General features: G+C 72.5%; 26 protein-coding genes and 1 tRNA gene. 9 read left to right on the forward strand and 18 right to left on the reverse strand.

Translation table 11 applies throughout. The features are described 5' to 3' along the window. Positions 1-1,062, reverse strand: coding sequence for a glycoside hydrolase family 6 protein (locus ABID81_RS12040; RefSeq protein WP_354595026.1), 1,062 nt, complete (start codon positions 1,060-1,062; stop codon positions 1-3). A gap of 240 nt (positions 1,063-1,302) precedes the next feature. On the opposite strand from ABID81_RS12040, the gene ABID81_RS12045 reads away from it, so the two are divergent. Next, complete coding sequence (locus ABID81_RS12045; protein ID WP_354595027.1) at positions 1,303-1,602, forward strand: hypothetical protein; 300 nt, start codon at positions 1,303-1,305, stop codon at positions 1,600-1,602. 43 nt (positions 1,603-1,645) lie between these two features. On the opposite strand, the gene ABID81_RS12050 is transcribed toward ABID81_RS12045, so the two are convergent. The 3 genes from ABID81_RS12050 to serS form a co-directional block, all read right to left on the reverse strand. After that, positions 1,646-1,730, reverse strand: a tRNA-Ser gene (locus ABID81_RS12050). Positions 1,731-1,865: 135 nt separating this feature from the next. Further along, entirely contained in the window at positions 1,866-2,720 is an 855-nt protein-coding gene (locus ABID81_RS12055; RefSeq protein ID WP_354595028.1) for an HAD family hydrolase, read from the reverse strand. Next, positions 2,717-3,982, reverse strand: coding sequence for a serine--tRNA ligase (gene serS / locus ABID81_RS12060; protein WP_354595029.1), 1,266 nt, complete (start codon positions 3,980-3,982; stop codon positions 2,717-2,719). The genes ABID81_RS12055 and serS overlap by 4 nt, the downstream gene beginning before the upstream one ends. A gap of 98 nt (positions 3,983-4,080) precedes the next feature. Between serS and ABID81_RS12065 the strand changes: the two genes are divergently transcribed. Then, positions 4,081-5,106, forward strand: a complete 1,026-nt coding sequence (locus tag ABID81_RS12065) for a diacylglycerol/lipid kinase family protein (RefSeq protein ID WP_354595030.1) — start codon at positions 4,081-4,083, stop codon at positions 5,104-5,106. 67 nt (positions 5,107-5,173) lie between these two features. On the opposite strand, the gene pheA is transcribed toward ABID81_RS12065, so the two are convergent. Continuing rightward, positions 5,174-6,127, reverse strand: a complete 954-nt coding sequence (pheA, locus tag ABID81_RS12070) for a prephenate dehydratase (protein ID WP_354595031.1) — start codon at positions 6,125-6,127, stop codon at positions 5,174-5,176. Between the two features lie 69 nt (positions 6,128-6,196). Between pheA and pgm the strand changes: the two genes are divergently transcribed. Continuing rightward, positions 6,197-7,816 carry a phosphoglucomutase (alpha-D-glucose-1,6-bisphosphate-dependent) gene (gene pgm / locus ABID81_RS12075; protein ID WP_354595032.1) on the forward strand — a complete coding sequence of 540 codons (1,620 nt, stop codon included), beginning with the start codon at positions 6,197-6,199 and terminating at the stop codon, positions 7,814-7,816. A 104-nt stretch (positions 7,817-7,920) separates the two neighbouring features. Here pgm and ABID81_RS12080 read toward each other — a convergent pair whose 3' ends face one another. Both ABID81_RS12080 and ABID81_RS12085 read right to left on the reverse strand, forming a co-directional pair. Continuing rightward, positions 7,921-8,166 (reverse strand): hypothetical protein, encoded by a 246-nt coding sequence (locus ABID81_RS12080; protein WP_354595033.1) that lies wholly within the window; start codon positions 8,164-8,166, stop codon positions 7,921-7,923. A gap of 5 nt (positions 8,167-8,171) precedes the next feature. Beyond that, positions 8,172-8,996 carry a M15 family metallopeptidase gene (locus tag ABID81_RS12085; protein ID WP_354595034.1) on the reverse strand — a complete coding sequence of 275 codons (825 nt, stop codon included), beginning with the start codon at positions 8,994-8,996 and terminating at the stop codon, positions 8,172-8,174. A 148-nt stretch (positions 8,997-9,144) separates the two neighbouring features. On the opposite strand from ABID81_RS12085, the gene ABID81_RS12090 reads away from it, so the two are divergent. From ABID81_RS12090 to ABID81_RS12100, 3 genes are all read left to right on the forward strand, one after another. Beyond that, positions 9,145-10,974, forward strand: coding sequence for an MDR family MFS transporter (locus ABID81_RS12090; RefSeq protein WP_354595035.1), 1,830 nt, complete (start codon positions 9,145-9,147; stop codon positions 10,972-10,974). A 286-nt stretch (positions 10,975-11,260) separates the two neighbouring features. After that, on the forward strand, positions 11,261-11,827 hold the full coding sequence (locus ABID81_RS12095; protein WP_354595036.1) for a MarR family winged helix-turn-helix transcriptional regulator: 567 nt from the start codon (positions 11,261-11,263) through the stop codon (positions 11,825-11,827). 190 nt (positions 11,828-12,017) lie between these two features. Next, positions 12,018-12,188, forward strand: coding sequence for a hypothetical protein (locus tag ABID81_RS12100; RefSeq protein WP_354595037.1), 171 nt, complete (start codon positions 12,018-12,020; stop codon positions 12,186-12,188). Positions 12,189-12,302: 114 nt separating this feature from the next. Here the strand turns inward: ABID81_RS12100 and ABID81_RS12105 are convergent, their stop codons facing one another. Next, on the reverse strand, positions 12,303-13,163 hold the full coding sequence (locus ABID81_RS12105; RefSeq protein ID WP_354595038.1) for a DNA-methyltransferase: 861 nt from the start codon (positions 13,161-13,163) through the stop codon (positions 12,303-12,305). A gap of 71 nt (positions 13,164-13,234) precedes the next feature. Between ABID81_RS12105 and ABID81_RS12110 the strand changes: the two genes are divergently transcribed. Further along, positions 13,235-13,519, forward strand: coding sequence for a GNAT family N-acetyltransferase (locus ABID81_RS12110; protein WP_354595039.1), 285 nt, complete (start codon positions 13,235-13,237; stop codon positions 13,517-13,519). Positions 13,520-13,600: 81 nt separating this feature from the next. On the opposite strand, the gene lplAB is transcribed toward ABID81_RS12110, so the two are convergent. The 8 genes from lplAB to ABID81_RS12150 all read right to left on the reverse strand — a co-directional run bounded on the left by lplAB (position 13,601) and on the right by ABID81_RS12150 (position 21,617). Further along, positions 13,601-14,650 carry a lipoate-protein ligase LplAB gene (lplAB, locus tag ABID81_RS12115; RefSeq protein WP_354595040.1) on the reverse strand — a complete coding sequence of 350 codons (1,050 nt, stop codon included), beginning with the start codon at positions 14,648-14,650 and terminating at the stop codon, positions 13,601-13,603. A 9-nt stretch (positions 14,651-14,659) separates the two neighbouring features. Then, entirely contained in the window at positions 14,660-15,535 is an 876-nt protein-coding gene (locus tag ABID81_RS12120) for an alpha/beta hydrolase (RefSeq protein WP_354595041.1), read from the reverse strand. Between the two features lie 158 nt (positions 15,536-15,693). After that, positions 15,694-16,215: a PepSY domain-containing protein gene (locus tag ABID81_RS12125; protein WP_354595042.1), complete on the reverse strand. Its 522-nt coding sequence runs from the start codon at positions 16,213-16,215 to the stop codon at positions 15,694-15,696. 249 nt (positions 16,216-16,464) lie between these two features. Next, positions 16,465-18,108: a HAMP domain-containing sensor histidine kinase gene (locus ABID81_RS12130; protein WP_354595043.1), complete on the reverse strand. Its 1,644-nt coding sequence runs from the start codon at positions 18,106-18,108 to the stop codon at positions 16,465-16,467. After that, positions 18,101-18,778: a response regulator transcription factor gene (locus ABID81_RS12135; protein ID WP_354595044.1), complete on the reverse strand. Its 678-nt coding sequence runs from the start codon at positions 18,776-18,778 to the stop codon at positions 18,101-18,103. Before ABID81_RS12135 ends, ABID81_RS12130 begins: the two co-directional genes overlap by 8 nt. Before the next feature lie 132 nt (positions 18,779-18,910). After that, positions 18,911-19,663: an SDR family NAD(P)-dependent oxidoreductase gene (locus ABID81_RS12140; RefSeq protein ID WP_354595045.1), complete on the reverse strand. Its 753-nt coding sequence runs from the start codon at positions 19,661-19,663 to the stop codon at positions 18,911-18,913. A 141-nt stretch (positions 19,664-19,804) separates the two neighbouring features. After that, positions 19,805-20,224, reverse strand: coding sequence for a VOC family protein (locus ABID81_RS12145; RefSeq protein ID WP_354595046.1), 420 nt, complete (start codon positions 20,222-20,224; stop codon positions 19,805-19,807). Between the two features lie 166 nt (positions 20,225-20,390). Continuing rightward, entirely contained in the window at positions 20,391-21,617 is a 1,227-nt protein-coding gene (locus ABID81_RS12150; RefSeq protein WP_354595047.1) for a multidrug effflux MFS transporter, read from the reverse strand. Positions 21,618-21,728: 111 nt separating this feature from the next. On the opposite strand from ABID81_RS12150, the gene ABID81_RS12155 reads away from it, so the two are divergent. Beyond that, the gene (locus tag ABID81_RS12155) at positions 21,729-22,181 is read left to right on the forward strand and encodes a MarR family winged helix-turn-helix transcriptional regulator (RefSeq protein ID WP_354595048.1); all 453 of its coding nucleotides are present in this window, start codon (positions 21,729-21,731) and stop codon (positions 22,179-22,181) included. Then, complete coding sequence (locus tag ABID81_RS12160) at positions 22,178-23,560, forward strand: MFS transporter (protein ID WP_354595049.1); 1,383 nt, start codon at positions 22,178-22,180, stop codon at positions 23,558-23,560. The genes ABID81_RS12155 and ABID81_RS12160 overlap by 4 nt, the downstream gene beginning before the upstream one ends. A 127-nt stretch (positions 23,561-23,687) precedes the next feature. Here ABID81_RS12160 and ABID81_RS12165 read toward each other — a convergent pair whose 3' ends face one another. Next, the gene (locus tag ABID81_RS12165) at positions 23,688-24,722 is read right to left on the reverse strand and encodes a YdcF family protein (protein ID WP_354595050.1); all 1,035 of its coding nucleotides are present in this window, start codon (positions 24,720-24,722) and stop codon (positions 23,688-23,690) included. 98 nt (positions 24,723-24,820) lie between these two features. Then, positions 24,821-25,684: a cation-transporting ATPase gene (locus tag ABID81_RS12170; RefSeq protein ID WP_354595051.1), complete on the reverse strand. Its 864-nt coding sequence runs from the start codon at positions 25,682-25,684 to the stop codon at positions 24,821-24,823. Positions 25,685-25,734 lie beyond the last annotated feature (50 nt).

The raw sequence follows: 25,734 nt of genomic DNA on the forward strand, positions 1-25,734 counted from the left end.
TCAGCCGACCTTGCGGTTCGCGACGAGGTCCACCGCGTACGAGGCGTGCCACGTGCCGGCCCGGGGGCCGCCGTTGCACTCGCCGTCGCTCGCCCCCGGCGTCTTGATCCAGAGCAGCGCGTCCAGCTTGGTCGTGCCGCTTTGGACCGACGGCGCCGACCCCAGACCGGCACCGGGGGCGTTGCACCACGTCCCCTTCCACCCGCGGCCGTTGCGCGACGTGTCGATCACGTAGCGAGCGCCTCCCGCCGCCTGCGAGACCTTGTCGGCGTAGGCACGCTCGGCCTCGACCGGGTAGTAGTTCGAGACGTTGGTGGCGAAGCCCCGCGCCCGGTCGACGCCCGCCGCCTTGAGGCGGGCGGCCATGGTCTGCGGCGGCACCCAGTTCGAGTTGCCCGCGTCGATGTACGCCGGCACCCCGGCGGCGGCGAGGGCCTTGACGGCCGAGGCGATGGTCGCCTCGCGCCCGTTCGTCTGGGTGGGGCAGTTGCTGATCAGCGCGAGGGCGTCGGGCTCGACGACGACGACGGCACGGTGGCCCGAGAGGCGCGAGGCGACGAGCTGGTTCCAGCGCAGGTAGGCCGCGTTGTCGGCCGAGCCGCCCGCCGAATGGCTGCCGCAGTCGCGGTTGGGGATGTTGTAGGTGACGAAGACCGGCGTCGTCCCCTTCTTCTCGGCGGCGGCGACGGTCGCGTCGATCTTCTTCACGAGCTGCGCGTCGGTGAACCAGCCGCCCAGCCAGGTCGCGACCGACTGCTGGGCGATCGTCCTGGCCGCCGAGGCCTGGGCGGTGCGCCCCTGCGCCGAGAGCGTGGTCGCGGCCCGCGCGGCCTCGCCGTTCGTGTCGACGAAGAGGCCGCCCTTGTAGAGGGTCGCGCTGCTCGCGGTGCGGATCGTCTGCGGCGTGGTCGTGGCGGTCGAGCGGGTCGCGGCCTTCGACGTGCTCGTCGGCGCGGGGCCCGCGGCGTGGGCGGCGGTCGGGGTGGCGGCGAGGCCGGCCACGAGTGCGACGGCGGCGCCGATGACGACGGCGGCGCGGGTCGTCGGGGTCATGTGGGTCATGGGTGTCGGTCCTGGTGTCGAGGGCCCGGGCGGTGTTCGGCCCGCCCGGGGTGCCGACCGGTGCGGGGTCGCAACGGCGGGCTCGAACAGTGCAACACGAGGCCGCGACCGCGTTCAGTCCCTGTTCGGGGGGACGGGCGGTCCCCTTCGGGGGGCACGCCCGGTCGCCGCCGGGCCGGACCTGGGACACTGGACCGGCGGTCGCGCACGCTCCCGCACGCACCGGCCCCGGAGGACCACATGAACGGCGAGACCAACCGAGACGCGTGGCGTGACTCCGTCGAGACCTGGCTCAAGGGCGACGAGCGCAACGACGTCTTCGACGCCTACCTCGACTGGTACCGCGCGCCCGTCATCGCCGACACCGACGACTGGACCCGCGACTTCTTCGTGCTGCCCGCCGTCGGCTCGGACGTGCTGCACAAGCACGCCGGCTTCGTCGACGGCGACTCCCCCGTCTCGGTCGACGACACCACCTGGCGCGAACTCAGCACCCTGATCGGCGAGGCCTTCTCGACCTACGCCGCCACCAAGCACTGACCCCAGGAGGCGCGGGCCGGCCCACCGGCGCGCCTCGCCTCTGCGGAGGGCGTGGGATTCGAACCCACGAGACATCTCTGCCCACTTGTTTTCAAGACAAGCTCCATCGGCCGCTCGGACAGCCCTCCCGGTGACCAGGCGATCCACGCCGCCACGATGTGGACGAAACGCCATCTTTTCTCGTGGCGTTCTGTCCATCCCGTGGCGGGGTGCGTGCACCCGGCGACCGGGGCCGAGCCTAGCAACTCAGCAGCACAGCCCGCTCAGAGCGTGGCGAGCACCTCGGCGAGCCCGTCGTCGAGGTCGCTCGACGTCTGCTCGCCGGCCGCGGCCACGACGTCGTCGGGGGCCTGGCCCATGGCGACGCCGCGCCCCTCGGCGGCGGCCCAGCGCAGCATGTCGATGTCGTTGCGCCCGTCGCCCGCGGCGAGCACCTGCGAGCGGGGCACGTCGAGCCACCGACGCACGCGCTCGAGGGCCGTGGCCTTCGAGACGCCGTCAGGGGCGATGTCGAGCCACGCCGTCCAGCCGACGTTGTAGTTGACCTGCTGAAGCCCCATGCGCTCGACGACCTGCAGGAAGTCCTCGGTGTCGTGGTCGGGCGAGACCACGACGACGCGCGTGGCGGGACGCCCGACGAGGTCGTCGAACTCGACCTTCTCGGCGTTCAGGGCCGCCGCCGCGGCGGGGAACGTCCCGCAGTACCGCAGCAGCCCCTCCTGGTCCTCGACGGCGTAGCCTGCGCCGGCGTCGGCCAGGGCCTCGCGGATCGTCGACAGCACCTCGGTCGGGTCGAACTCCTCGACGTGGACGCGCCGGTAGCCGGACGGGGCCGACTCGTCGCGCCCCAGGGTGATCGCGCCGTTGGCACAGACGACGTAGTCCGAGACGAGGCCGAGGCGCTCCATGACGGGCAGGGTCATCGACACCGACCGTCCGGTCGCGATCATGACCTGGTGACCCTCGTCGTGCAGTCGCGAGATCTCGCCGAGGACGGCCTCGGAGATCGTGCCGTCCTCCGGCATGATCGTGCCGTCGACGTCGAGCGCGACGAGCCACCGGTCGGTGGCCGCCACGGGCTCACGGTCGGGCCGGGGTGCGGCGGCGGCCTGGCTCATGCGACCGGCTCGATGACCTCGAGGCCGCCGAGGTAGCCGCGCAGCGCCTCGGGCACGACGACCGAACCGTCGGCCCGCTGGTGGGTCTCGAGGATCGCGACGAGCCAGCGCGTCGTGGCGAGGGTGCCGTTCAGGGTCGCGACGGGGGCGGTCTTGCCGCTCTCGGTGCGGTGACGGGTGTCGAGGCGGCGGGCCTGGAACGTGGTGCAGTTCGACGTGCTGCTGAGCTCGCGGTAGGTGCCCTGCGTCGGCACCCAGGCCTCGATGTCGAACTTGCGGGCGGCGCTCGAGCCGAGGTCGCCGGCCGCGACGTCGATGACGCGGTAGCTGAGCCCCAGGGCCTGCATCATCGTCTCTTGGAACCCGACGAGGGCGTCGTGCTCGGCCTCGGCCTGGTCGGGGTGCACGTAGCTGAACATCTCGAGCTTGTTGAACTGGTGCACGCGCAGGATGCCCCGGTTGTCCTTGCCCGCGGCGCCGGCCTCGCGGCGGTAGCAGGTGGACCAGCCGGCGTAGCGGATCGGGCCCGCCTCGACGTCGAGGATCTCGTCCGCGTGGTACCCGGCGAGCGCGACCTCGCTGGTGCCGGTGAGGTAGAGGTCGTCGGCGGGTAGGTGGTAGACCTCGTCGGCGTGCGAGCCCAGGAACCCGGTGCCCGCCATGACCTCGGGCCGCACGAGCGTCGGGGTGATCAGCGGCGTGAAGTCGTTCGTCAGGGCCAGGTCGAGGGCCATGTTCATCAGGCCGAGCTCGAGGCGGGCGCCGATGCCCCGCAAGAAGTAGAAGCGCGAGCCCGACACCTTCGTGCCGCGCTTGATGTCGATCGCGCCGAGCCTCTCGCCGAGGTCGGCGTGGTCGAGGGGCTCGAAGTCGAAGGAGGGGCGGGTGCCGTGCTCGCGCAGCGTCACGAAGTCCGCCTCGCCGCCGGCCGGCACGCCCTCGATGATGAGGTTTCCGATGCCGCGCGCGGCCCTGTCGAAGACCGCGTCGGCCTCGTTCGAGGCGACCTGCGCCTCCTTCACGCGGGCGGCGAGCTGCTGCGCCTGCGCGACCAGGGCCTTCTTCTCGTCCTTCGGCGCCTTGGCGACGGTCTTGCCGAAGGCGTTCTGCTCGGCGCGCAGCTCTTCGAACGCGGCGATCGCCGCGCGTCGTGCCTGGTCGGCCGCCACCGCGTCGTCGACGAGCGACTCGGAGTCGCCCCGGGCCCGCTGGCTCTGCTTGACGAGGTCGGGGGATTCACGAAGCAACTGGGGATCGATCACCCGCCCATCCTAGGCAACGGCACCGGCCCGGCCGACGATCTGCACAGAGGCTCCGCCACTCCGTTACCTCGCCGGGTCGCGTCCAATACGCTCGCCCCATGACCGCCACCTCCCCTGCCCCCGCCGAGCGCGCCTCGGCGCCCGAGCCCGAGACGGCTCGCCAGACCGCCGCGGTCGTCTACAACCCGATCAAGGTCGACCTCGACGCCATCAAGACCGCCGTCGGCCGGCACGAGTTCTCGAACGACTGGGCCCCGACCAAGTACTACGAGACCAGCAAAGAGGACCCGGGCGGAGAGGTGACGAAGCAGGCCCTCGCCGACGGCGCCGACATGATCATCGCGGCCGGCGGCGACGGCACCGTCCGCGCCGTGGCCGAGGCCCTGCAGGGCACCGACGCGTCGCTGGCCCTGCTGCCCTCGGGCACCGGCAACCTGCTGGCCCGCAACCTCGAGCTCTCGCTCGACAACCTCGACGACTCGATCGCGACGGCGTTCAGCGGTCGCGACCGCGAGATCGACCTCGGCGTCGTCGACATCGAGCGCGAGGACGGTTCGCGCGAGACCAAGGCGTTCGTCGTCATGGCCGGCGTGGGCCTCGACGCGAAGATGCTCGCGAACACCAACGACGAGCTGAAGAAGCGGGTCGGCTGGCTCGCCTACGTCGACGCCATCGCCCGCGCCCTGCGCGACGACAACAAGATCGAGGTCCGCTACGAGCTCGACGACGGCGGCCGCAAGACGATGCGCGCCCACACGATCATCGTCGGCAACTGCGGGCTGCTGCCCGCCAACATCATGCTGCTGCCCGACGCCGCGATCGACGACGGCATCTTCGACATCGTCGCCCTGCGCCCCGAGGGCTTCTTCGGCTGGGTGCAGATCTGGGTCAAGATCGTCTGGGAGAACGGCGTGCTCCGCCGCACCCACGTCGGCCGTCGCATCCTCGCCGCGAACAGCCGCGAGGTCCGCACCCTGCGCTACAACAAGGGCAAGAAGCTCGTCCTGCGCCTCGACTCCCCCCAGGACTTCGAGATCGACGGCGACTCGGTCGGCAAGGCCGTCGCCCTGCGCGCGGTCGTCGACCCGGGCGGCCTGACCGTCCGCGTGCCCGCCGACGCCTGACCCGCCGACCGACGACGCCCCCGCACCTCGGCCCGCCACGGCGGCCGGGGGCGGGGGCGTCCTCGTGTCAGCGCAGCCCGGCGACGAGACCCCGCAACCAGTCGCGGGCGTCCACGAACGCCTCGTCGTCGTACCTCGACGAGACCTCGACGGGTGTGCCGTCGGCGCGCGGGTACGAGCCCAAGAACGTCACGGCCGGACTGAACCGCTTGAGCCCCAGCAGCGCGTCGGCGACGCGTTCGTCGAGCACGTGCCCCTCGAGGTCGATGACGAAGCGGTAGCGGCCGAGCGCGTCGCCGATCGGCCGTGACTGGATCAGGCTGAGGTTGATGCCGCGGGTCGCGAACTGCTCGAGCATGTCCACCAGCGCGCCCGAGCCGTCGGTCGGCAGTTCGACGATCAGGCTCGTCTTGTCGGCGCCGGTGGCGGGCGGCACGGGCACGGTGCGGCTGACCAGCACGAAGCGCGTGACGGCCTGGTCGTTGTCGCCGATCTCGCGGGCGAGCACCTCGAGGTCGTGGTGGTCGGTGATGCCGGGAGGCGCGACCGCGGCGTCCGCGGAGCCCCCGGCGCCCCCCGCCTCGAGCAACGACGCGGCGGCGGCCACGTTCGACGAGGCGGGGAGGTGCCCGTGGCCCGGCAGGGCGCGTTCGAGCCAGCGGTGGGTCTGCGCGTAGGCGACCGGGTGCGCGTTGACGAGCCGCACCTCCTCGAGGCGCGTCCCGGGGCGGGCCACGAGCACGAAGTTGACGCGGACCAGGTACTCGCCGACGATGCGCAGCCCGGGCACGGTGGCGAGTGCGTCCTGCGTGGCGCTGACCCCGCCCTCGACGCTGTTCTCGATGGCGATCATCGCCGCGGTGCTGACGCCCGAGACGACGTCGGCGAGCGCCTCGCCGACGTTGTTCACGCTCTTCCAGGTCGCGCCGACGGCCTCGGGCACCTGCTTCAGCGCCGCCTCGGTGAAGGTGCCCGCGGGGCCGAGGTAGCTGTAGGTCGTCGAGGAGGCGCGGGTCGGCATGTCGAGGAGCCTACTGAGAGCCGCCCGCACACCGCGACGGAGCTCGGCGGCTGGTGCCAGGATGGCCCCATGACCGACCGTGCCGGAACCCCCGCAGAAGCCAGCGACCTGATCGACCCCGAAGCGGTCTCGGCCGCGTACTACGACCTCGTCCCCGACGTGACGAAGGTCGAGCAGAAGGTGGTCTTCGGCACCTCGGGCCACCGCGGCTCGTCGCTCGACGCCGCGTTCAACGAGACCCACATCGCCGCCATCACGCAGGCGATCGTCGAGTACCGCGCCGGGCAGGGCATCACCGGCCCGCTCTTCATCGGGCGCGACACGCACATCCTCAGCGGTCCCGCCGAGCGCACGGCCGTCGAGGTGCTGACCGGCAACGACGTGACGGTGCTGGCCGACGCCGAGGGCGGCTACGTGCCGACGCCCGCGCTGAGCCACGCGATCCTCGTCTACAACAACGACCCGGCGAACACCGACAAGGCCGACGGCATCGTCGTCACCCCGAGCCACAACCCGCCCCGGGACGGCGGCTTCAAGTACAACCCGCCGCACGGCGGCCCGGCCGACAGCGACGCCACCACGTGGATCGCGAACCGCGCCAACGAGATCATCGCCGCCGGCAACGTGGACGTGAAGCGCGGCGTCGGCACGCCCGGTCGCCACGACTTCCTGCGCGGCTACGTGGGCGATCTCGTCAACATCATCGACATCGACGCCATCAAGGCGGCCGGCGTGAAGATCGGCGCCGACCCGCTCGGTGGCGCGAGCGTCGAGTACTGGGGCGCGATCCGCGACGTCTACGGCCTCGACCTCACCGTCACCAACCCCGGCGTCGACCCGACCTGGCGCTTCATGACCCTCGACTGGGACGGCAAGATCCGCATGGACCCGTCGAGCCCCTCGGCCATGGCCAGCGTCGTGCACCGCAAGGACGAGTTCGACGTGCTGACGGGCAACGACGCCGACGCCGACCGTCACGGCATCGTCACGCCCGACGGCGGCCTGATGAACCCGAACCACTACCTCGCGGTGGCCATCGACTACCTCTACACGCACCGGCCCGAGTGGCGCGACGACGCGGCGGTCGGCAAGACCCTCGTCTCGTCGAGCATCATCGACAAGGTCGCCGAGTCGCACGGGCGTCGCCTGTGGGAGGTCCCGGTCGGCTTCAAGTGGTTCGTCCCCGGCCTCGTCGACGGCTCGGTCGCGTTCGGCGGGGAGGAGAGCGCCGGCGCGTCCTTCCTCCGCAAGGACGGCACCGTCTGGACGACCGACAAGGACGGCATCCTGCTGGCGCTGCTCGCGAGCGAGATCATCGCGGTCACGGGTAAGACCCCGTCGCAGCTGTACTCCGAGCTGGTCGAGAAGTTCGGCGACCCGGTGTACCAGCGGGTCGACGCGGCCGCCACCAAAGAGCAGAAGACCCGACTGGGCAAGCTCGACGGCGACGCCATCGAGGCCACCGAGCTCGCGGGCTACCGCATCACGGCCAAGCTCAGCAAGGCCCCCGGCAACGACGCGGCCGTCGGCGGCGTCAAGGTGGTCACCGACAAGGCCTGGTTCGCCGCCCGCCCGAGCGGCACCGAGGACGTCTACAAGATCTACGCCGAGTCGTTCGAGGGCCCCGAGCACCTGGCGCGCGTGCAGGCCGAGGCCAGGACGATCGTCGACGCGGCGCTCGGGGCCTGACCCGCGCCTCCCGCACCGCCCGACGGGCGTGTCCGGCGACTGCGGGCGACTGCGGTCGCCCGGGTCCGACGAGCACGCCCGTCTTCCGGTGTCGGGCTCCGGCGTCAGTCGGCGCGGCGGGCCCGTCGCCGGCGCACCGCGTCACGGACGAGCAGGGTGATGCCCCAGATGATCATCACGACGCCGGTCGGCACGCCGAACAGGGCCAGTCCCTCGGTGCGCCCCTGCCAGTTCCAGTAGCTGAAGGCCAGGAACGCCCCCACGCCGAGGGCGATGAAGACCAGGCCGATGACGACGAACTGCCAGCCCGTGGCGGGCTTCTCGTCGGCGGGCGGGCGACGGACGAACACGCGCGTCAGCCGGCGTAGTCGGGGGCGGCGGGCAGGCCGAAGAACTCCTCGAGCGTGGTGACGCCCGTGTCGTGCATCTCGGTCGCGAGGGGCACACCGACGTACCGGAAGTGCCAGGGCTCGTAGGTGAAGCCGGTCACGGCGACCTTGTCGGCCGGGTACCGCAGCAAGAACCCGAAGCGCCACGCGTTCGCGGCGAGCCACCGCCCCTGGGTCGTGTCGCCGAAGCAGGCCTGCAGGGCACAGCTCAGCGGCACCGGGCTGATGTCGAGGGCGAGCCCGGTCTGGTGCTCGCTGAAGCCCGGGCGGGCGCTCTGGGCGTCGGCCTGGGCCTGGCCGAGGCGCTGCACCCATCCGGCGTAGACGCTCACCTGGGTGTCGTACGAGCGGTAGGCGCTCTGCACCTGGAACGCCCCGGCCCCCTCGGCTTCGCCGGCCTGGAACATCGCGACGACGGCGGCCGCCGGCTCGGCCCGCAGCGTCGGCGGGTTCTGGTGCGCGACGTCGGGCGTGACGAGGTCGGTGGGCGCGTAGTCGACCGGATCGAGCGGACGCAGCTTGTCGCTGACGACCCAGAGGCTGGCGGGGTCGTCGACCGACAGGGCCGTCTCGTCGAACGCGGGTGTCGTGGGGGACGTGGGAGGCGCCTCCTCGGTCGGGGTCGGGGTCTCGGTGGCCGTCGGCGTCGCGGTCGCAGCCGACGTGGTCGCCGTCGACCCGGACGGGCCGGGTCCGGGCGGACCGTCCGAACAGGCGGCGAGCAGGCCCGTCGCGAGGACGGCCGCCAGGACGGTCACCGCGGGGCGCGGCAGGAGGTGGCGTCGAGACATCGCGTCGAGCCTAGTCACGGGCGGCGTGACGGTCACGCGCCCGGCATCGACGGGACGATCCCTCTTGTTGTCGGAAGCTTGCTCGTGAAGTAACTTTGCGTTCTGCGCAACGTCGCGTCGAGTCCCCTCCCCCTGACAGGAAGACACCATGTCGAGCGCTGCCTCCGCCCCCACGACCACGGCCCCCGCCGAGCGCGAGGGCCTGATGACCCACCGTCAGATCCTCTACGTGATCTTCGGGCTCATGGCCGGCATGTTCCTCTCGGCCCTCGACCAGACGATCGTCGGCACCTCGATGCGGACGATCGCCGACGACCTCGACGGGCTCAGCCTGCAGGCGTGGGTGACCACCGCCTACCTGATCGTGTCGACCATCTCGACTCCGATCTACGGCAAGCTCAGCGACATCTTCGGCCGCCGCCCGTTGTTCTTGATCGCCATCTCGATCTTCCTGCTCGGGTCGGTCGCGGCCGGCTTCTCGGAGAGCATGTACCAGCTGGCGATCTTCCGGGCGATCCAGGGCATGGGTGCCGGCGGCCTGATGGCGTTGCCGCTGACGATCATGGGCGACATCCTCGCCCCGCGCGAGCGCGCCAAGTACCAGGGCTACTTCCTGGCCGTGTTCGGCATCTCGAGCGTCATCGGGCCGCTCGTCGGCGGGCTCTTCGCCGGTGCCGACCAGATCCTCTTCGTGACCGGCTGGCGCTGGGTCTTCCTGGTCAACGTGCCGATCGGCGTCGTGGCGCTCTTCATCGTCGTGCGCTTCCTGCACATCCCGGGTCAGAAGCGCCGCGAGAACGTGCGCATCGACTGGTTCGGCGCCGCGGCCGTCATCGTGGCCGCCGTGCCGCTGCTGCTGGTGGCCGAACAGGGCCGCATCTGGGGCTGGAGCTCGCCCGGGGCGTTCGCCTGCTACGTGATCGGGGCCGTCGGCATCGTCGCCTTCGTCGTGATCGAACGGTCGATGGGCGACGACGCGCTGATCCCGCTCAAGCTCTTCCGCAACCCGACCTTCTCGATGGCCACCGTGCTCGGCGTGCTCGTCGGCTTCGGCATGTTCGGCGCCCTGCTCACGGTGCCGCTGTACCTGCAGCTCGTCAACGGCGCCACGCCGACCGAGAGCGGGTTCCAGATGCTGCCGATGATCGCCGGCCTGATGATCTCGTCGATCGTCGCCGGCCAGCTCATCTCGCGCACCGGCAGGTACAAGGTCTTCCCGATCACGGGCACGGCCTTCATGGCCGCCGGCTTCTTCTGGTTCACGAACCTCTCGTTCGACAAGCCGTACTGGTTCATGATGGTCGGCATGCTGCTGGTCGGCCTGGGCCTCGGGCAGCTGATGCAGACCCTGACCATCGCGTCGCAGAACTCGGTCGGCCCCCGCGACATCGGCGTGGCCACGTCCGCCTCGACGTTCTTCCGGCAGATCGGCGGCACGCTCGGCACCGCGGTGCTGTTCTCGGTCCTCTTCAGCCGCATCCCGCAGACGATCGCCGCCGCGTTCGCCGATGCGAGCCTGCAGGGACGCGCCCAGGCCGCCCTCGCCGACCAGTCGGTGCTGTCCGATCCGGCGAACGCCTCGATCCTCAAGCTCTACCAGGCGGCCGGCAGCGGAGACACGTCGCAGGTGAGCGGGGCGCTCGACGGCAACACGTCGTTCCTCAACACGGCCGACCGGCGCCTGGCCGCACCGTTCCTCGACGGGTTCGCGAACGCGGCCGTCACCGTGTTCTGGGTGGCCCTGGCGGTCGTCCTGGTGGCCTTCGCGCTGAGCTTCTTCCTCAAGGCGACGCCGCTGCGCCAGAAGTCGGCCATCGACGAGGCGGCCGACGACGCCCGTGCCGCCGTCGCCGCCGACGCCGCGCTCTCGGCCCAGGCCGCCGCCGCGCAGACCGGCTCGCTCGTCGCCCCCGACACGGGGTCGATCGACGTCGTGCCGGCCGGTGAGCGTCGCGACGACGCACCTCCGCGGGCGTGACGAGGGCGCCCGCGGGGTCACCGAAGAGCCCCGACCGTCGCCGGATGCCCGCGAGCTGGTGTCGCGAGGCGGCGACCGTCGGGTAGCGTTCCTCCGACGGCGTTTCGACGCCGAAAGGATCGTCTCGTGTCCGGCGTTCCCTGCCCGTGAAGCTCACGCGGGAGGCGAGACGACCGAAGGCCGCACGCCCACCGGGCGTGCGGCCTTTCTCGTCGGCCGAAGAAACGCCTGGTCAGCGAAAAAATTTTTAGCTAGACGGGCTAGCGAGGCGGGTTAGACTCACCGCATGCCCGATCAGCACGCCACCGCCGCACCGTTCGACGCGTCCGGTTACTGGTACAGCAGCAGCACCGAAGAACGCGGCGTCACCGTGCTGAACACCCTGCGCGCCTACCGCGCGGCCGAGGTCGCCATGCGAGCCCGCACCCGCAAGTCGATGAAGATGAACGACACCGACCTCGCCGCCCTGAGGTTCCTGCTCCGGGCCCAACGCCGGGGTGACAGCGTGACCGCCAAAGAACTGGCCACGCAGCTGAAGATCACCTCGGCCTCGACCTCGGTGCTGATCAACCGCCTCGTGGCGAGTGGACACATGCTGCGCCACCCGCACCCGTCCGACAAGCGCGGCGTGCTGCTCACGGCCACCGGCGAGTCGAACTCCGAGGTGCGTGACACGATGGCCGCGATGCACGCGCGCATGATCTCGACGGCCGAGTCGCTCGACCCCGACCAGGCCGCCGTCGTCGTGGGGTTCCTGCAGCGCATGACGGCCGCGATCGAGATCGACGACCACCACGTCGACGACGCCGACCGGCCGGCCGCGGTGGCCGAGGCGGGCGACGCGACCTCCTGACCCGCGCCTCCCGGGGGTCGCTCGACCGCCGGCATCAGCCGTTGTGCGAACAACCGGTGAATTGTCTAGACGGACTAGACGCAGGGTGCCAGGCTGACCGGACGACGCCGGTTCACGGCGGTGTCGTGACCGTCAGAAGCACTTCCACCGTTCCGCCAGGCAGCGCAGGGTTGCCGGAGACGAGCCGAACATGACCACCATCGACGTCGCCCGCAGTGACCGCCCCACCCCCCGCAGCACCTTCTCGGAGGTGCGAGACACCGCCCGCCAGCGGACGCTCGCCGTCATCGCCACGGCCGCCACCGGCGCGAGCGTCAGCCTGGTCGCCGCCCTCGTCCTCGCCCTCGGCGCGGTCCGATGAGCACGTCGCCGGGCCTCTCGGCCCAGCAGATGCAGGGCCTCACGCACGAGCAGCTCGTGTCGTTCGTCCGCGGCTCGGTCACGACCGTCGCCTCGGTCGCCGACCTGCACGCGGTCAGATCGACTCGACCCGCGCCGACGGCAGCCGCCTGCGCATGACCCCCACCGCCTCGTCGTTGCTGTCGACGAGCAGGTAACGCCGCCCCAGGGCCTCGGCCACGGCGCCGGTCGTGCCGCTGCCGGCGAAGAAGTCGAGCACCCAGTCGCCCTCGCGACTCGACGCCTGCACGATGCGTCGGAGCACCCCCTCGGGCTTCTGCGTCGGGTAGCCGGTCTTCTCGCGGCCCGTCGGCGACACGATCGTGTGCCACCACACGTCGGTCGGCAGCTTGCCGCGCGCGACCTTCTCGGGCGTGACGAGGCCCGGCGCCATGTAGGGCTCGCGGTCGACGCTGGTCGAGTCGAAGTGGTAGCGCTTGGGGTCCTTGACGTAGACGAGGATCGTGTCGTGCTTGGTCGGCCACCGGTTGCGGCTCTTCGCGCCGTAGTCGTAGGCCCAGATGATCTCGTTCAAGAAGCAGTCCCGCCCGAACAGGGCGTCGAGCAGCACCTTGGCGTAGTGCGCCTCGCGGTAGTCGAGGTGCAGGTAGAGCGTGCCGTCGGGGGCGAGCAACCGCCAGGCCTCGGCGAGGCGCGGCTCGAGGAACGACCAGTAGTCCTCGAACCGGTCGTCGTAGCCCATCAGGTCGCCGCGGATGCGCTCGTACCGCACGCCCTTGAAGCCGGCGACCGAGGTGACCGAGTCCTCGGCGCTGCGCACCGACGTGGTGGAGCGGCGCCGTTGCTGCCGCCCGGTGTTGAACGGTGGGTCGAGGTAGACGATCGTGAACCCGCCGTCGGGCAGCCGGGCCGTCACGTCGAGGGCGTCGCCGTGGACCACGAGGCTCGGGGAGGCGCTGGTCCAGTCGAGGGGCATCCGTCCATTCTGCTGCCTGCCGGGCACCGGCACGTGCCCGATCACCGGCCGGGGGCGCGTAGCGTGTCGGGATGACCACCGAGGTAGAGAACCGTCCCACCCAGAACCAGTACGCCCTCGTCGAGGACGGCGAGACCGTCGGCTTCGCGGCCTACGACGTCGTCGGCCACGAGATCCGCTTCACCCACACCGAGATCGAGCCCAGTCGCCGGTCGGCCGGCCTCGGTGCACGGCTCGTCCAGGGCGCCCTCGACGACGTGCGCGAGAACACCGACCTGAGGGTCGTGCCGCTCTGCCCGTTCGTGGTCGACTTCGTCGAGGACCACGTCGACTACCGCGAGTTGCTCGACCGCTGACGACGGCCCGGCCGCCGGGGCCGGACCGACCGCCGGGGCGGGTCGGGAGGCGCGGGTCGCCTCGTCCGCGCCCGTCCGGGCTCAGGGCACGCGCGCCAGCCACTCGGGCGTCGCGAACTTCGAGGTCACGAGCTGCTCGGCCTTCTCGAGCTCGGCCTCGGTGACGTGCCCCTGGGTCGCGCCGTAGAGCCCGGTGAAGGTCTGCTTCAGGCGCTCGATGATCTCGGCGCGGGGCAGGCCGGTCTGGCTGCGCAAGGGGTCGACGCGCTTGGCGGCGCTCGTCGTGCCCTTGTCGCTCATCTTCTCGCGTCCGATGCGCAGCACCTGCACCATCTTGTCGCCGTCCATGTCGTACGACATGGTGGCGTGGTGCAGCAGGGCGCCGTTGCCGAGCCGCTTCTGCGCGGCCCCGCCGATCTTGCCCTTGGCGCTGGTGATGTCGTTGAGCGGCTGGTAGAACGCGTCGATGCCGAGCGATTTGAGGGCGGTGATGACCCACTCGTCGAGGTAGGCGTACGAGTCGGCGAAGCTCATGCCCTGGACGAGCTCGCCCGGGGCGTAGAGCGAGTAGGTCACGATCGACTGGGCGTCCATGAACATGGCACCGCCACCGCTGATGCGCCGGACGACCTCGAAGCCGTGCGTCGAGGCGGCGTCGAGGTCGACCTCGTTCTTGAGCGACTGGAAGCTGCCGATGACCACGGCCGGCTGGTCCCACTCCCAGAAGCGCAACGTGGGGCCGCGGCGACCGGCACCGACCTCTTCGGTGAGCACCTGGTCGAGGGCGAGGTGCAGGTTGGGCGACACCGGGGCGTCGTGCACGATCTGCCAGTCGTAGTCGCGCCAGTCGGTGGCCTTCGAGAGGCTTCGGCGGATCGCCACGGCGATGGCCTCCGGCGTGAAGCCGAGCAGGACGGCGTCGTCCGGCAGGCCCTGCCTGATCGCCGCGGCGATGGTGGCCGCGTCGGACTCGACCGGCAGGCCGTTGACCGCCCGGTCGATGGCGTCGAGCGCCGTGTCGGGTTCGAGGAAGAAGTCGCCCGCGAGTCGGAACCCGGCGATGCGGCCCTCTCTCACGTCGAGGTCGACGACCACGAGCTTTCCGCCTGGGACCTTGTACTCACCGTGCATGGGGGCAGCCTATGCCCGCTGTCCGACGCGCTCGTCGAGCCATCGCACCAGGTCGGCCACGACCTCGTCGCGGTTGGTCTCGTTGAAGACCTCGTGCCGGGCCCCGTCGTAGACGATCAGCTCGACGTCGCTCAGCCGACTGCGGTTCACGTAGGCGTCGGCGAGCTTGCGGGCGCTCTCCTCGCCGCCGAGGGTGTCGTCGCTGCCGACCAGGATCAACACGGGCGGATCGGCGTCGAGCGACCGCGACGGGCGACCGAACAGCCGCAGGGCGTCGCGGTAGCCGAACAGGTCGACGACGGTCGCGACGGTCATCAGGGGGTCGGCCTCGGCTCGTTCGACGACGCCGCGATCGCGGCTGAGCCACTCGTAGCCCGTGCCGCCCTCGTGCGCGTGCCGAGCGTTCAGGTCGCCGCCGTTCATGCTGCCGGGCATCCGGTACGCCGTGCCGCTCAACACGACCGCGTCGAAGAGCGACGCCCGGCGGTCGACGATCTTCTGCATCATGAGCGAGCCCCACGAGTGCCCGAGCCCGACGAGCGGCAGGCCCGGGTTCTCGGCACGGGCGATGCCCGCCAGCTGGACGACCTCGGCGATCGTGCCGCGCAGGCCCGACGGCCCGAGCCGTCCTAGCTTGGCGTGATCGCCGTCCCACTGGCCGAGGCCGGTCTCTCCGTGCCCCAGGTGGTCGTCGGCGTAGACCGTGTAGCCGGCTCGCACGAGGTCGTTCGCCAACCGTTCGTAGCGCAGCGCGTGCTCGGCCACCCCGTGGGCGAGTTGCACGACGCCCCGCGCCGAGGCGGCACGCCAGACGTAGTAGTGGACGGTGACGCCGTCGGCGTCGACGAAGGTGAAGTCGCCTCGGGCGGCGGAGAAGGTCGGCATGGGTCGAGTCTTCCACCCGGCGCCGCGTCCTCCCCCCACGACGGCACGACGGGCCGCCCCCTCGCGGGTGGCGGCCCGTCTCGGTGGCGGCCCGTCTCGGTGGCGGCCCCTCTCGGTCGCGGCCCGTCGTGACGCCGGGTCGGTCGGACGACGTCGGCTCAGTGGTCGTCGTCGTCGTGGCCGTGGTCGTCGTCGCCGTCGTGGTCGTCGACGCGCGAGCCCGAGTGGTGACCGGAGTCGTCCGCCGGCACCGGGGTCGGCGTCGTCACCGACCCGCGCCGCGAGTCGTCCGCCAGGGGCGTCGGCGTCGCCGCCGAGCCGGGCGAGTCGTCGCCCGCCACCGGGGCCGGCGTCGTCACCGACCGCGACGAGTCGTCGTCAACGCGGCTCGACGTGACCGCGTAGTCGCCGTCGAGCAGCACCTTCGCCTCGCGACCGTCCGGCAGCACGACCTCGACCTCGTAGCCGACGAGTCCGTCGTCGAGGGTGTCCACCTCGGTGACGGTGCCGCCGCCGGTCTCGGCGAGCGCCGCCTCCTGGGCCCGGTCGCGGCTCTGCGTCGACACGTGGTCGTCGGAGCCCGAGGCGATGGCCACGCCACCGCCCCCGAGGACGAGCACGCCCGCGATGCCACCGGCGATCAGCAGGGACTTCTTCGTGGTGAGGGTGTTCTTCAGCATGGTGTCTCCGTCCGTGGGGCCGCGGTGCGGCCGGTCGATGCCGCTCTGTCGAGCGGGTGACCACACCCTCTCGAGCGGGCACTGAACCCGTGCTGAAGCCACCTGAAGAACCGTTCAGGAGGCGCGGGTCGGCCCGGTCGCGCGCTCCCGGCCCGGTGCACCGCGTTTCGTGCACTGCACCCCGTCCAGACCCGGCGTCGTGCTCGAAACGCGGTGCCGGACCGTGGAGGGCGGGGTGAGGCGCCCGACTCAGGCCGAGCCGGCGGGCAACGTCACCACGAAGCGGGCACCACCGAGGGGGGAGGCCGTGACCGACACCGCGCCTCCGTGGACGCGGACGATCTCGCGCACGATGGCGAGCCCGAGGCCGCTGCCGCCCGAGTCGCGGGCACGGGCCTCGTCGAGTCGCACGAAGCGTTCGAACACCCGCTCGCGGTCGGCCTCGGCGACGCCCGCACCGTCGTCGTCGACGGTCAGCGCGACGCCGCCGTCGTGCTCGGACAGGGCGACGGCGACGCGCGAGTCGGCGTGGCGGGCCGCGTTGGCCACGAGGTTGTGCACGACCTGGCCGAGCAATCCCTCGTCGCCGTCGACCCGTGCGGGGCCCACGGCGGTCGCGTCGACGCCGAGCCGGCCGCGGCCGTCGACGGTCGGTGCGTCCCGCAGCCGGGCCGTCTCGGCGACCACGAGGTCGTCGAGGTCGACGGGGCGACGCGTGACCCCGAGGGCGCCCTCGTCGGCCCGCGCGAGGACCAGCAGGCCCTGCACGAGCGCCGTCAGCCGCGCCTCCTCGCCGAGGACGGTGCCGGCGAGCGCGGCGCCGTCGATGCTGCCGGGGTGCAGCAGGGCGACCTCGGCGTGCTGGCGGATCGTCGCGAGGGGGGTCTTCAGCTCGTGCGAGGCGTCGCCGACGAAGCGCCGCTGGGCCGTGGCCGACGAGTCGAGCCGGTCGAGCATGCCGTTCAGCGTGTGCGCGAGGCGGGCGATCTCGTCGCTGCCGCCCGGGTCGGGCAACCGGTGCGACAGGCTCTGGGCCGTGACCGAGTCGACCTCGCGCCGCATCGACTCGACCGGGCGGAGTGCCCGGCCCACGACCAGCCACGTGGTGACCCCGAGCACCAGCAGCGCCACCGGGATCGCGATGCCGAGCGTGACGAGGCTGGCGGAGGAGGCGGCGCTCGCCTCCCCGAGGGAGCGCGCGGCGACGACGGCGTACTCGGTCGTGACCGTCTCGACGGGCGTGGTGGCCGCCTCCGGGCTCACCGACGCGTCGCCGGAGGGCGCCGCGTCGGTGCCGGAGTCGTCGCCGCCGGAGTCGTCCGAGCCCGACCCGCCGCCGGAGTCGTCGCCGGACCCCGAATCGCCGCCCGAGTCGTCGTCGGACGACTCCGACGGGGTCGGCGTCGGGGTCGCCTCGGGAACGACGGGGGTGGGCGTCGGCGTGCTCTCGACCCCCACGTCCTGGCGTTCGACCACGAAGTCGCCGCCGTCGAGGTCCACGCGGTCGCCCGAGGCGGCCGACGCGATGGACGAGGCGAGGTCGGTGAGGTCGTCGTCTCCGCCCGAGGCGAGCACCCGCCCGGACGCGTCGGTCACCACGACCAGCGATCCGTCGGCCTCACCGGCGACGGCCACCGACGGGGACGAGCCGATGGCGAGCGCCGACACGGCACGGTCCACGTCGGCCGAGGCGGCCTGACGCGGGGCGTCGGCGAGCACGGCCTGCTGCACGAGCGCGAAGACGAGGGTGAAGAGCCCGAGGGTCAGGGCGACGGCCAGCACGGCGGCCGCCGTGATGCGCGACCGCAGCGACGCCCGCCGGGCCCGGCCGCGCCCGCCGCCGACGGTCGGGTCGAGCCCGGCGACGCGGTCGCGACCGGTCCGCTCAGCCACCCCGCGCCTCCAGGCGGTACCCCGCCCCGCGCAGCGTGACGATGGCCTCGCGGCCGAAGGGCCGGTCGACCTTGTTGCGCAGGTGACGCACGTAGACCTCGACGATGTTGGGGTCGCCCTCGAAGTCGTCGTTCCAGACCCCGTCGAGGACCTCGCGCTTCGTGACCACGCTGCCGGCGTGACGCATCAGGAACTCGAGCACGGCGAACTCGCGGCTGGTCAGCTCGACCTCGACGTCTCCGCGGTGGACGCTCCGCGAGGCGGGGTCGACGCGCAGGTCGCCGGCTTCGAGCACCACGGGGCGTTCTCGGGCGCCGCGGCGGACGAGGGCCCGCAGCCGGGCGAGCAGCACGGCGAACGAGAACGGCTTGGTGAGGTAGTCGTCGGCGCCGGTGTCGAGGGCCTCGACCTGGTCCCACTCGCCGTCCTTGGCGGTCAGCATGATGACGGGAGTCCAGTCGCCGCCCTCGCGCATCGCCCGGCAGACGGCGTACCCGCTCATGCCCGGCAGCATGATGTCGAGGACGACCACGTCGTAGCTGCCCTCTCGGGTCCGCCAGAGCCCGTCGGTGCCGGTCCCCGCGACGTCGACCGCGATGCCCTCGGCCTCGAGACCGAGCCGCAGCCCGTCGGCCAGTGTCGACTGGTCCTCGACGACGAGCACGCGCACGGTGGCCCTCCCTCGGTCGCGCGGGTGCGCGTCGTGCCCATCATGGCGGGCGCGCGCTGAAGCGGGGCTGAAGCGGGACGGCAGGAGGCGCGGTGCGGGACCGCCCGCACCGCGCCTCCTCGGACTCCGACGTCAGTGCGCCGAGTAGCCGCCGTCGACGAGGTGGTAGCTGCCGGTGACGAACGAGGCCTCGTCGCTCAGCAGGAACAGGACGAGGGCGGAGACCTCGGCGTCGGTCCCCAGGCGGCCGGTGGCGTGCTGCGCCTCGAGGTACGAGAGGGCGTCGCCGTCGAGCGACGAGCGCACGAGGGGCGTGTCGATGAAGCCGGGGCCGACGGCGTTGGTGCGGACGCCGCGCTTCGAGTACTCGAGGGCCGCGACCTTGGTCAGGCCGACCAGGGCGTGCTTGCTCGCGACGTAGGCCGCGTTCTGCGCGATGCCGACCGAGCCGAGCACCGAGCTCATGTTGACGATCGAGCCGCCGCCGGCCTCGACCATGGCGGGCAGCTGGTAGCGCAGGCCGTAGAAGACGCCGTCGAGGTCGACGGAACGGACGCGGTCCCAGGCGGCGATGTCGTAGTCGCCGATGTCGGCGGCCGGTGCGCCGATGCCCGCGTTGTTGACGGCGAGGTGCAGGGCGCCGTAGGTCGACTTCGCGAACTCGACGGCCGCCTCGGACTGCTCGGGCTTCGCGGTGTTCTGCTCGAACGCGACCGCCGTGCCGCCCGCGGCGACGATCTGGTCGACGACGCCCTGCGCCGCGTCGAGCTTGATGTCGGTGACGACGACCGAGGCGCCCTCGGCCGCCAGGGAGCGCGAGATCGCGGCGCCGATGCCGCTCCCCCCGCCGGTGACGAGTGCCGTCTTGTCGCTGAACCGTGCCATGGTGCGTGCCTTCCTCGATCGTGGCCGACCGTCGGGGCCGGTCGGGCTCGTCGACGAGCCCGCCTGCGAACATACGCTTGCATGGAGTTCGGGGCAACACGTGTCGTTTTGCCGCGCGAGCGCGCGACCGCCCGGCCGGGCTCAGGCCGCTGTGCCGCCGATGTTGACCATCCAGTGCTGGCCGTACCGGTCGTCGAGCATGCCGAACGAGTCGCCCCACGGCGCCTGCGCCAGGGCCTCGTGCACGGTGCCGCCCACGGCGAGCGCGTCGAACCAGCCCGTCAACGCGGCGGCGTCGTCCGGGCCGCCGAAGAGCGACAACGACACGCTGCTGGCCTCTTCGAGCGGGTACGAGTCGGGCCGGTCGGCTCCCATCAACAGCAGGCCCGACGGCGTCTGCAACTGACCGTGCATGACCTTCTCGGCCTCGGCGGGCGTGCCGACGCCGAACTCGCCGAACGTGCTGAAGGTCGGCGTGCCGCCGAAGACCGTCGCGTAGAAGTCGAAGGCCTCGCGCGTCCGGTCGCGGAACGCCAGGTACGGGGTGAGTTGCACGGTCACGGTGTCCTCCTCGGGTCGCGGCGCCGGTCGACGTCGAGCCCAGGGTGGCACCGCGCCGCCCGGCGCACCACCCCCCGTCGACCGCAGGAGGCGCGGGTCGCGCCGCCGACCGCAGGAGGCGCGGGTCGCGCCGTCGACCGCAGCAGGCGCGGGTCGCGCCGCCGGGTCAGGTCGCCGGGCTGCCACCTCGCGACGACGCCCACGCCTGCACGGCCAGCCCGGTGGCGATGAAGCCGAGCATCAGCGCGCCCATGACGACGGCGGTGCCGCCGAGTGCCCCGGCGAGCGGGGTCGCCGCCCCGCCGAGCCCGAACTGGAGGCCGCCGGCGAGCGCGGCGGCGGTGCCCGGCGCCCGGTGCCCGAGGGCCTGCGTCAGCGTGATCGACCCGGGGATCACCCAGCCCCAGCCCGCCGTCACGAGGGCCAGCGCCGGCCAGACGAGCGCGGGGCCGAGACCCGTCAGCGCGCCGACCAGCACGAGGGCCGAGCCGACCGTGCAGGTGACGAGCCCCGCGGTGAAGAGGTGGTCCTCGGCGAAGCGCCCCACGAGCCGGCGGAACACCAGGGTCGAGGCGATCATGCACGAGGCGTTCGAGGCGAAGACGAGCGTGTAGAGGCCCTCGCCGAAGCCGTACTGCTCCTGGAAGACGAACGACGACGTCGCGATGTACGAGAAGAACCCGATCGTCGCCGCGCAGCCCGTCACCAGGTACCAGCGGAACCTCGGCATCGCCAGCAGGGTGCCCATCCGCCGCAGGGACGCGAGCAGCGAGCCCGCCCCCGGCTCGGGGTCGACGAGGGTCTCGGGCAGGCGACGCGCGGCGGCCCAGGTCAACGCCGCCCCGAGCACGGCGAGGACGACGAACGTCGCCCGCCAGGTCGACACCGAGAGCACGACGCCGCCGACGAGCGGCGCGACGACGGGCCCGACGGCGTTGATCGCGGCGAGCGTCGCGAAGAGGCGGCTGCGCACCAGCCCCGTCGTCGAGTCCCCCACCATGGCGCGGGCGGCCACCGAGCCCGCCGCACCGCCGAGGCCCTGCGCGACGCGCGCCACCACGAGGGTCGCCGCGTCGGGGGCCACGGCGCAGGCGATCGAGGCGAGGGCGAACAGGAGCGTCCCGCCCAGCAGGACGCGCCTCCTGCCCCGCCCGTCGCTGATCGGCCCGATCACGATCTGGCCCACGGCGAAGGCGACCAGGAACGCCGTGAGACTGAGCTGCACCTCGGCCGTCGTGGCGCCGAGGTCGCGCGCGATCGCCGGCAGGGCGGGGATGTACATGTCGGTCGCGAACGGCGAGATGCCCACGATGAGCGCCACCGTCAGCACGGCCCCCCGCCCGGACAGCCAGGAGGGGCGGGTCGGCTCGGCCGGGACGTCGTCGTCGCTCATCGATCCGAGCCTAGGCGCACGCCGGTGCCGTGCCGCCTCCGGGTGCCGCGCATCGCACACCCCGCACCCAGACGTTTACTTAGCCGAACTAAACGAGTATCGTGGCCCGCGATGACCGACTCCGCGCCTCCCACCGCTCGGGCCCTGCCCCACGCCCAGCTCGCCACCGACGTCCGTGGGGCGGTGCTGCGCCTCGCCCGGCGGCTGCGGCAGCAGAAGGCCGACGCCGACGTCACGGACGCCCAGATGGCCGCACTCGGCTACGTCGTGCAGAACCAACCGCTGACGATCGGGGCGCTGACGGCGCACGAGGGCGTGACTCCCCCGTCGATGAACCGCACCGTCGGCAAGCTCGTCGACGCCGGCCTGCTGCGCCGCACCGTCGACGACGACGACAAGCGGCGCGTGCTGCTCGAGACCACCGAGGCCGGGGCGGCGTTCGTCTTCGAGACGCGGCGGCGTCGCGACGAGTGGCTGCTGCCCCGCCTCTCGGCCCTGACCGCCGACGAACGCCGCACCCTGGCCGAGGCGACCGACATCCTTCGGAAGCTGACCCGCTCGTGACCGCGATGTTCCGCAGCCTGTCGCTGTTCAACTACCGCCTCTGGTTCGCCGGGGCCCTCGTCTCGAACGTCGGCACCTGGATGCAGCGCACGGCGCAGGACTGGCTCGTCCTCACCGACCTGACCGACAACGACGCCACGGCGCTCGGCATCACGATGGCGTTGCAGTTCGCGCCGCCCATCCTGATGGTGCCCATCACCGGGCTGATCGCCGACCGCTTCGACCGTCGACGCCTGCTGATGGTCACGCAGCTGAGCATGGGCCTGCTCGGGCTCGGCCTGGGCCTGCTCGTGCTGACCGACAGCGTGCAGCTCTGGATGGTCTACCTCTTCGCCCTGCTGCTCGGCGTGGCCGCGGCGATCGACGCTCCGGTGCGACAGAGCTTCGTGTCCGAGCTGGTCCCCCCGGGGCACCTCACCAACGCCGTCAGCCTCAACTCGGCCTCGTTCAACGGCGCCCGCCTGGTCGGACCGGCGGTCGCGGGCGTCCTGATCGCCACGATCGGCACCGGCTGGGTGTTCGTCATCAACGCCGGGTCGTTCGCCGCCGTGCTGCTGTCGCTGCGGTTCATCCGGGTCGCCCAGCTCGAACTGAAGCCGGCCGTGTCGCGGGCGAAGGGGCAGATCCGCGAGGGGTTCCGCTACGTGCGGTCGCGGCCCGACCTGGTCGTCGTGTTCGTCATGGTCTTCGTCATCGGCACCTTCGGCCTGAACTTCGCGATCTTCACCTCGACCATGGCGAGCGTCGAGTTCGGCGTGGACGCCAGCGGGTTCGGCCTGCTGTCGTCGTCGATCGCCGTGGGCTCCCTGGTCGGCGCCCTGCTCTCGGCCCGCCGCGAGAGACCCCGCTGGCGGGTGCTCGTCACCGCGGCCCTCGCCTTCGGCGTGGCCTCCCTCGTCGCGGCGGTCATGCCGACCTACTGGAGCTTCGCGGCCGTGCTCGTCACCGTGGGGCTCGCGTCGATCACGCTGATGACGACGGCGAACGCCACCGTGCAGCTCACGACGGCACCGCGCATGCGTGGCCGCGTCATGGCGCTCTACATGGCCGTCTTCACCGGCGGCACCCCGCTCGGAGCCCCGGTGGTCGGCTGGGTCGCGAACGTGGCCGGCCCGCGCTGGGCGATCGGGGTCGCGGCGGCGTCGGGCTTCGTGGCCGCCGGCGTCGCCATCGCGTGGCTCGTGCGCGGGCAGCACCTGCGCGTCCGGCGCGTCCACGACGGCGAGCCCGATCCCGTCACCGGCGCCCTGCCGGTCCTCGGCGCCGGCAGGTTCCACTACCGACTGCAGCACGACGGCGACGGGGCGGCCGTCCGCGAGCGCGACGAGGCCGCGACCGACCTCGCGGTGGACGAGGGCACGGCGACCCGGCCGTCCTGAGCGTCGGCGCGGCCCTGCGCGGCGCGGCGCGACGCGATGCCACGCGACCGCAGGAGGCGCGGTGCCGGGCGACCGCAGGAGGCGCGGTGCCGGCGCTCCCCTCACCGCGCCTCCTCGGCGGCCCCGGTCAGGCGTGCAGCGACACGACCCAGGCCGCGATCAGCACCACGAACGGGGCCACGAGCAACAGGTTCAACGCCTTGTGCTCGACCATGACGGCCACCCACTCGCGCAGGAAGGCGCTCGGCACGTAGTAGGCGGCGGTCGGCGACGCCACGACGTCGGCGCTGCTGCCCGTGTCGCGCGCCAACAGCGCCGCCCGCAGCACGTGGTAGTCGTTGGTGACGACCAGGGTCGAGCCCTCGCGCGCGGCCTCGGCGAGCACCCGTCGGGACAGCACGAGGTTCTCGCGGGTGCTGCGCGAGGCGGTCTCGGGTCGCACGTCGGCCGGGTCGGCCCCGTGGGCGACGAGGTACTCGGCCATGGCCTCGCCCTCGGGTCGGGGCTCGTCCGCCCCCTGGCCGCCGGACGGCACGAGCAACGGCCGACGCGTGCCGTCCGGGGCGGAGCGGTAGATCGCGAGGGCCCGATCGAGTCGGCTGCGCAGCAGCGGCGGCACCTCGCCGCGGACGAGCCCCGAGCCGAGCACGATCACGGCGTCGGGCAGCTCACGTTCGCGGGGTCGGGCGTAGACGAGCGACCAGAGGGTGAAGGCGGCGAAGGTGGCCGCCGCGTACCCCGAGACGAACACGATCACCAGGGCCAGGACGAAGACGACGTCCTGCAGCACGGGCACGGTCGTCCGGCCGGCCGCCACCACGATCGTCACCACGAGGAACGGCACGCCGATCAGGGCGAGCCCGGCGAGCAGCGAGAGGAGGTTGCCGAGGCTGCGCCCCTCGGACCGCAGCATCGTGACGCCGTTGGCGATCGCGAAGACTGCGAGAGCCAGCACGAGCACCGGCACGAGGGCGACCGCGAGGACGATCAGCAGGGCGAAGGGCGGGAAGACCGCGACGAGGACACCTGTCGCGGTGACGAGGCCGAACCCGCCGGCCATGAGCAGGAACACCCCGTTGCGGAACCGCCGGGCGTCGCGGCGTCGCGACACGACGAACAGCGACAGGAAGACGACGGCGATGCCGGCCGAGATCGCGATCATGCGCCGAGGCTACCCAGGCGAGACCCCAGGACGTCGCCCGGACCCCGCTGCGCGCACGGGGGTCTCGGCGAGATCGTGGGGTCTCGGCGGGTGGGGCGTCAGCGCTCGAAGAAGTCGCCGAGCCCGGGGAGCCGGAACCCCTCGCCGAGGCTGCCGAGCTGGTCGCCGAGCCCACCGACCTGCTCGCCCAGGCCGCCGACCTGCTCGCCGAGGCCGCCGAGGTACTCCTCGCCGCCGGCGGTGAGGCCGTCGAGCCCCTCGAAGCCGAACCCGTTCGTCAGCTGGTCGAAGTCGATGCCCGAGGCCACGGCATCGCCCAGCAACGGCAGGGCGACGCTGCTGACGGCCGCCGCACCGGCGACGGCGACGGCGAGGCCCGCGACGCCGGCCACGCCCGCACCGACCGCCGCACCCGCCGCGACCTTGCCGCCCGTGCTGCCGAGCACGCGCTTCATGAGGCCGGGGTGCGCCGTCTCGCCCCGCGTCGCCGCGCGGGCGAGGTCGGCGGGCTCGCTCGAGGCGGGACGCTCGCCCGCGGGCACCTCGGCGCTCAACCGGGCGAGCACCTGCTGGCGCTGCTCGGGCGTGAGGCGCTCGAAGGCGTCGCGGTGCACCTGCTCGAGCTGCTGCGGCGGCGCGGTCTGCAGCAGGTAGTCGTACTTGGCGAGGGCCGCGCGGTCGGCAGCCGACCCCTGCGGGGCGTGGCCGCCGGCGCCCGGACGCCCGACGCCCTGCTGGTGCTGCGGCTGCTGGTGCTGCGGCTGCCGGGGCGCGCCGTACCCGCCGGGCTGGGACTGCTGCCCGTTCTGACGGTCGTCGCCGGTGACCTTGTCGGAGACCTTGCGCACCATGTCGCGCCAGTCGGTCGAGCCGCCGGACGCGCCACCGCGGCCGGACGAAGAAGAGGACGAGTTGCCGAGCGCACGAGCGGCGGCACCCAGGAGACGGTCGAAGTTGGCCATGCGCCCGATCCTCTCGACCCAGCATCCGAGAAGCCCCCGCAGAAGCCGAG

Origin of the sequence: Frigoribacterium sp. PvP054, from assembly GCF_040547465.1 — a bacterium.
In the GTDB taxonomy this organism is placed as follows: domain Bacteria; phylum Actinomycetota; class Actinomycetes; order Actinomycetales; family Microbacteriaceae; genus Frigoribacterium.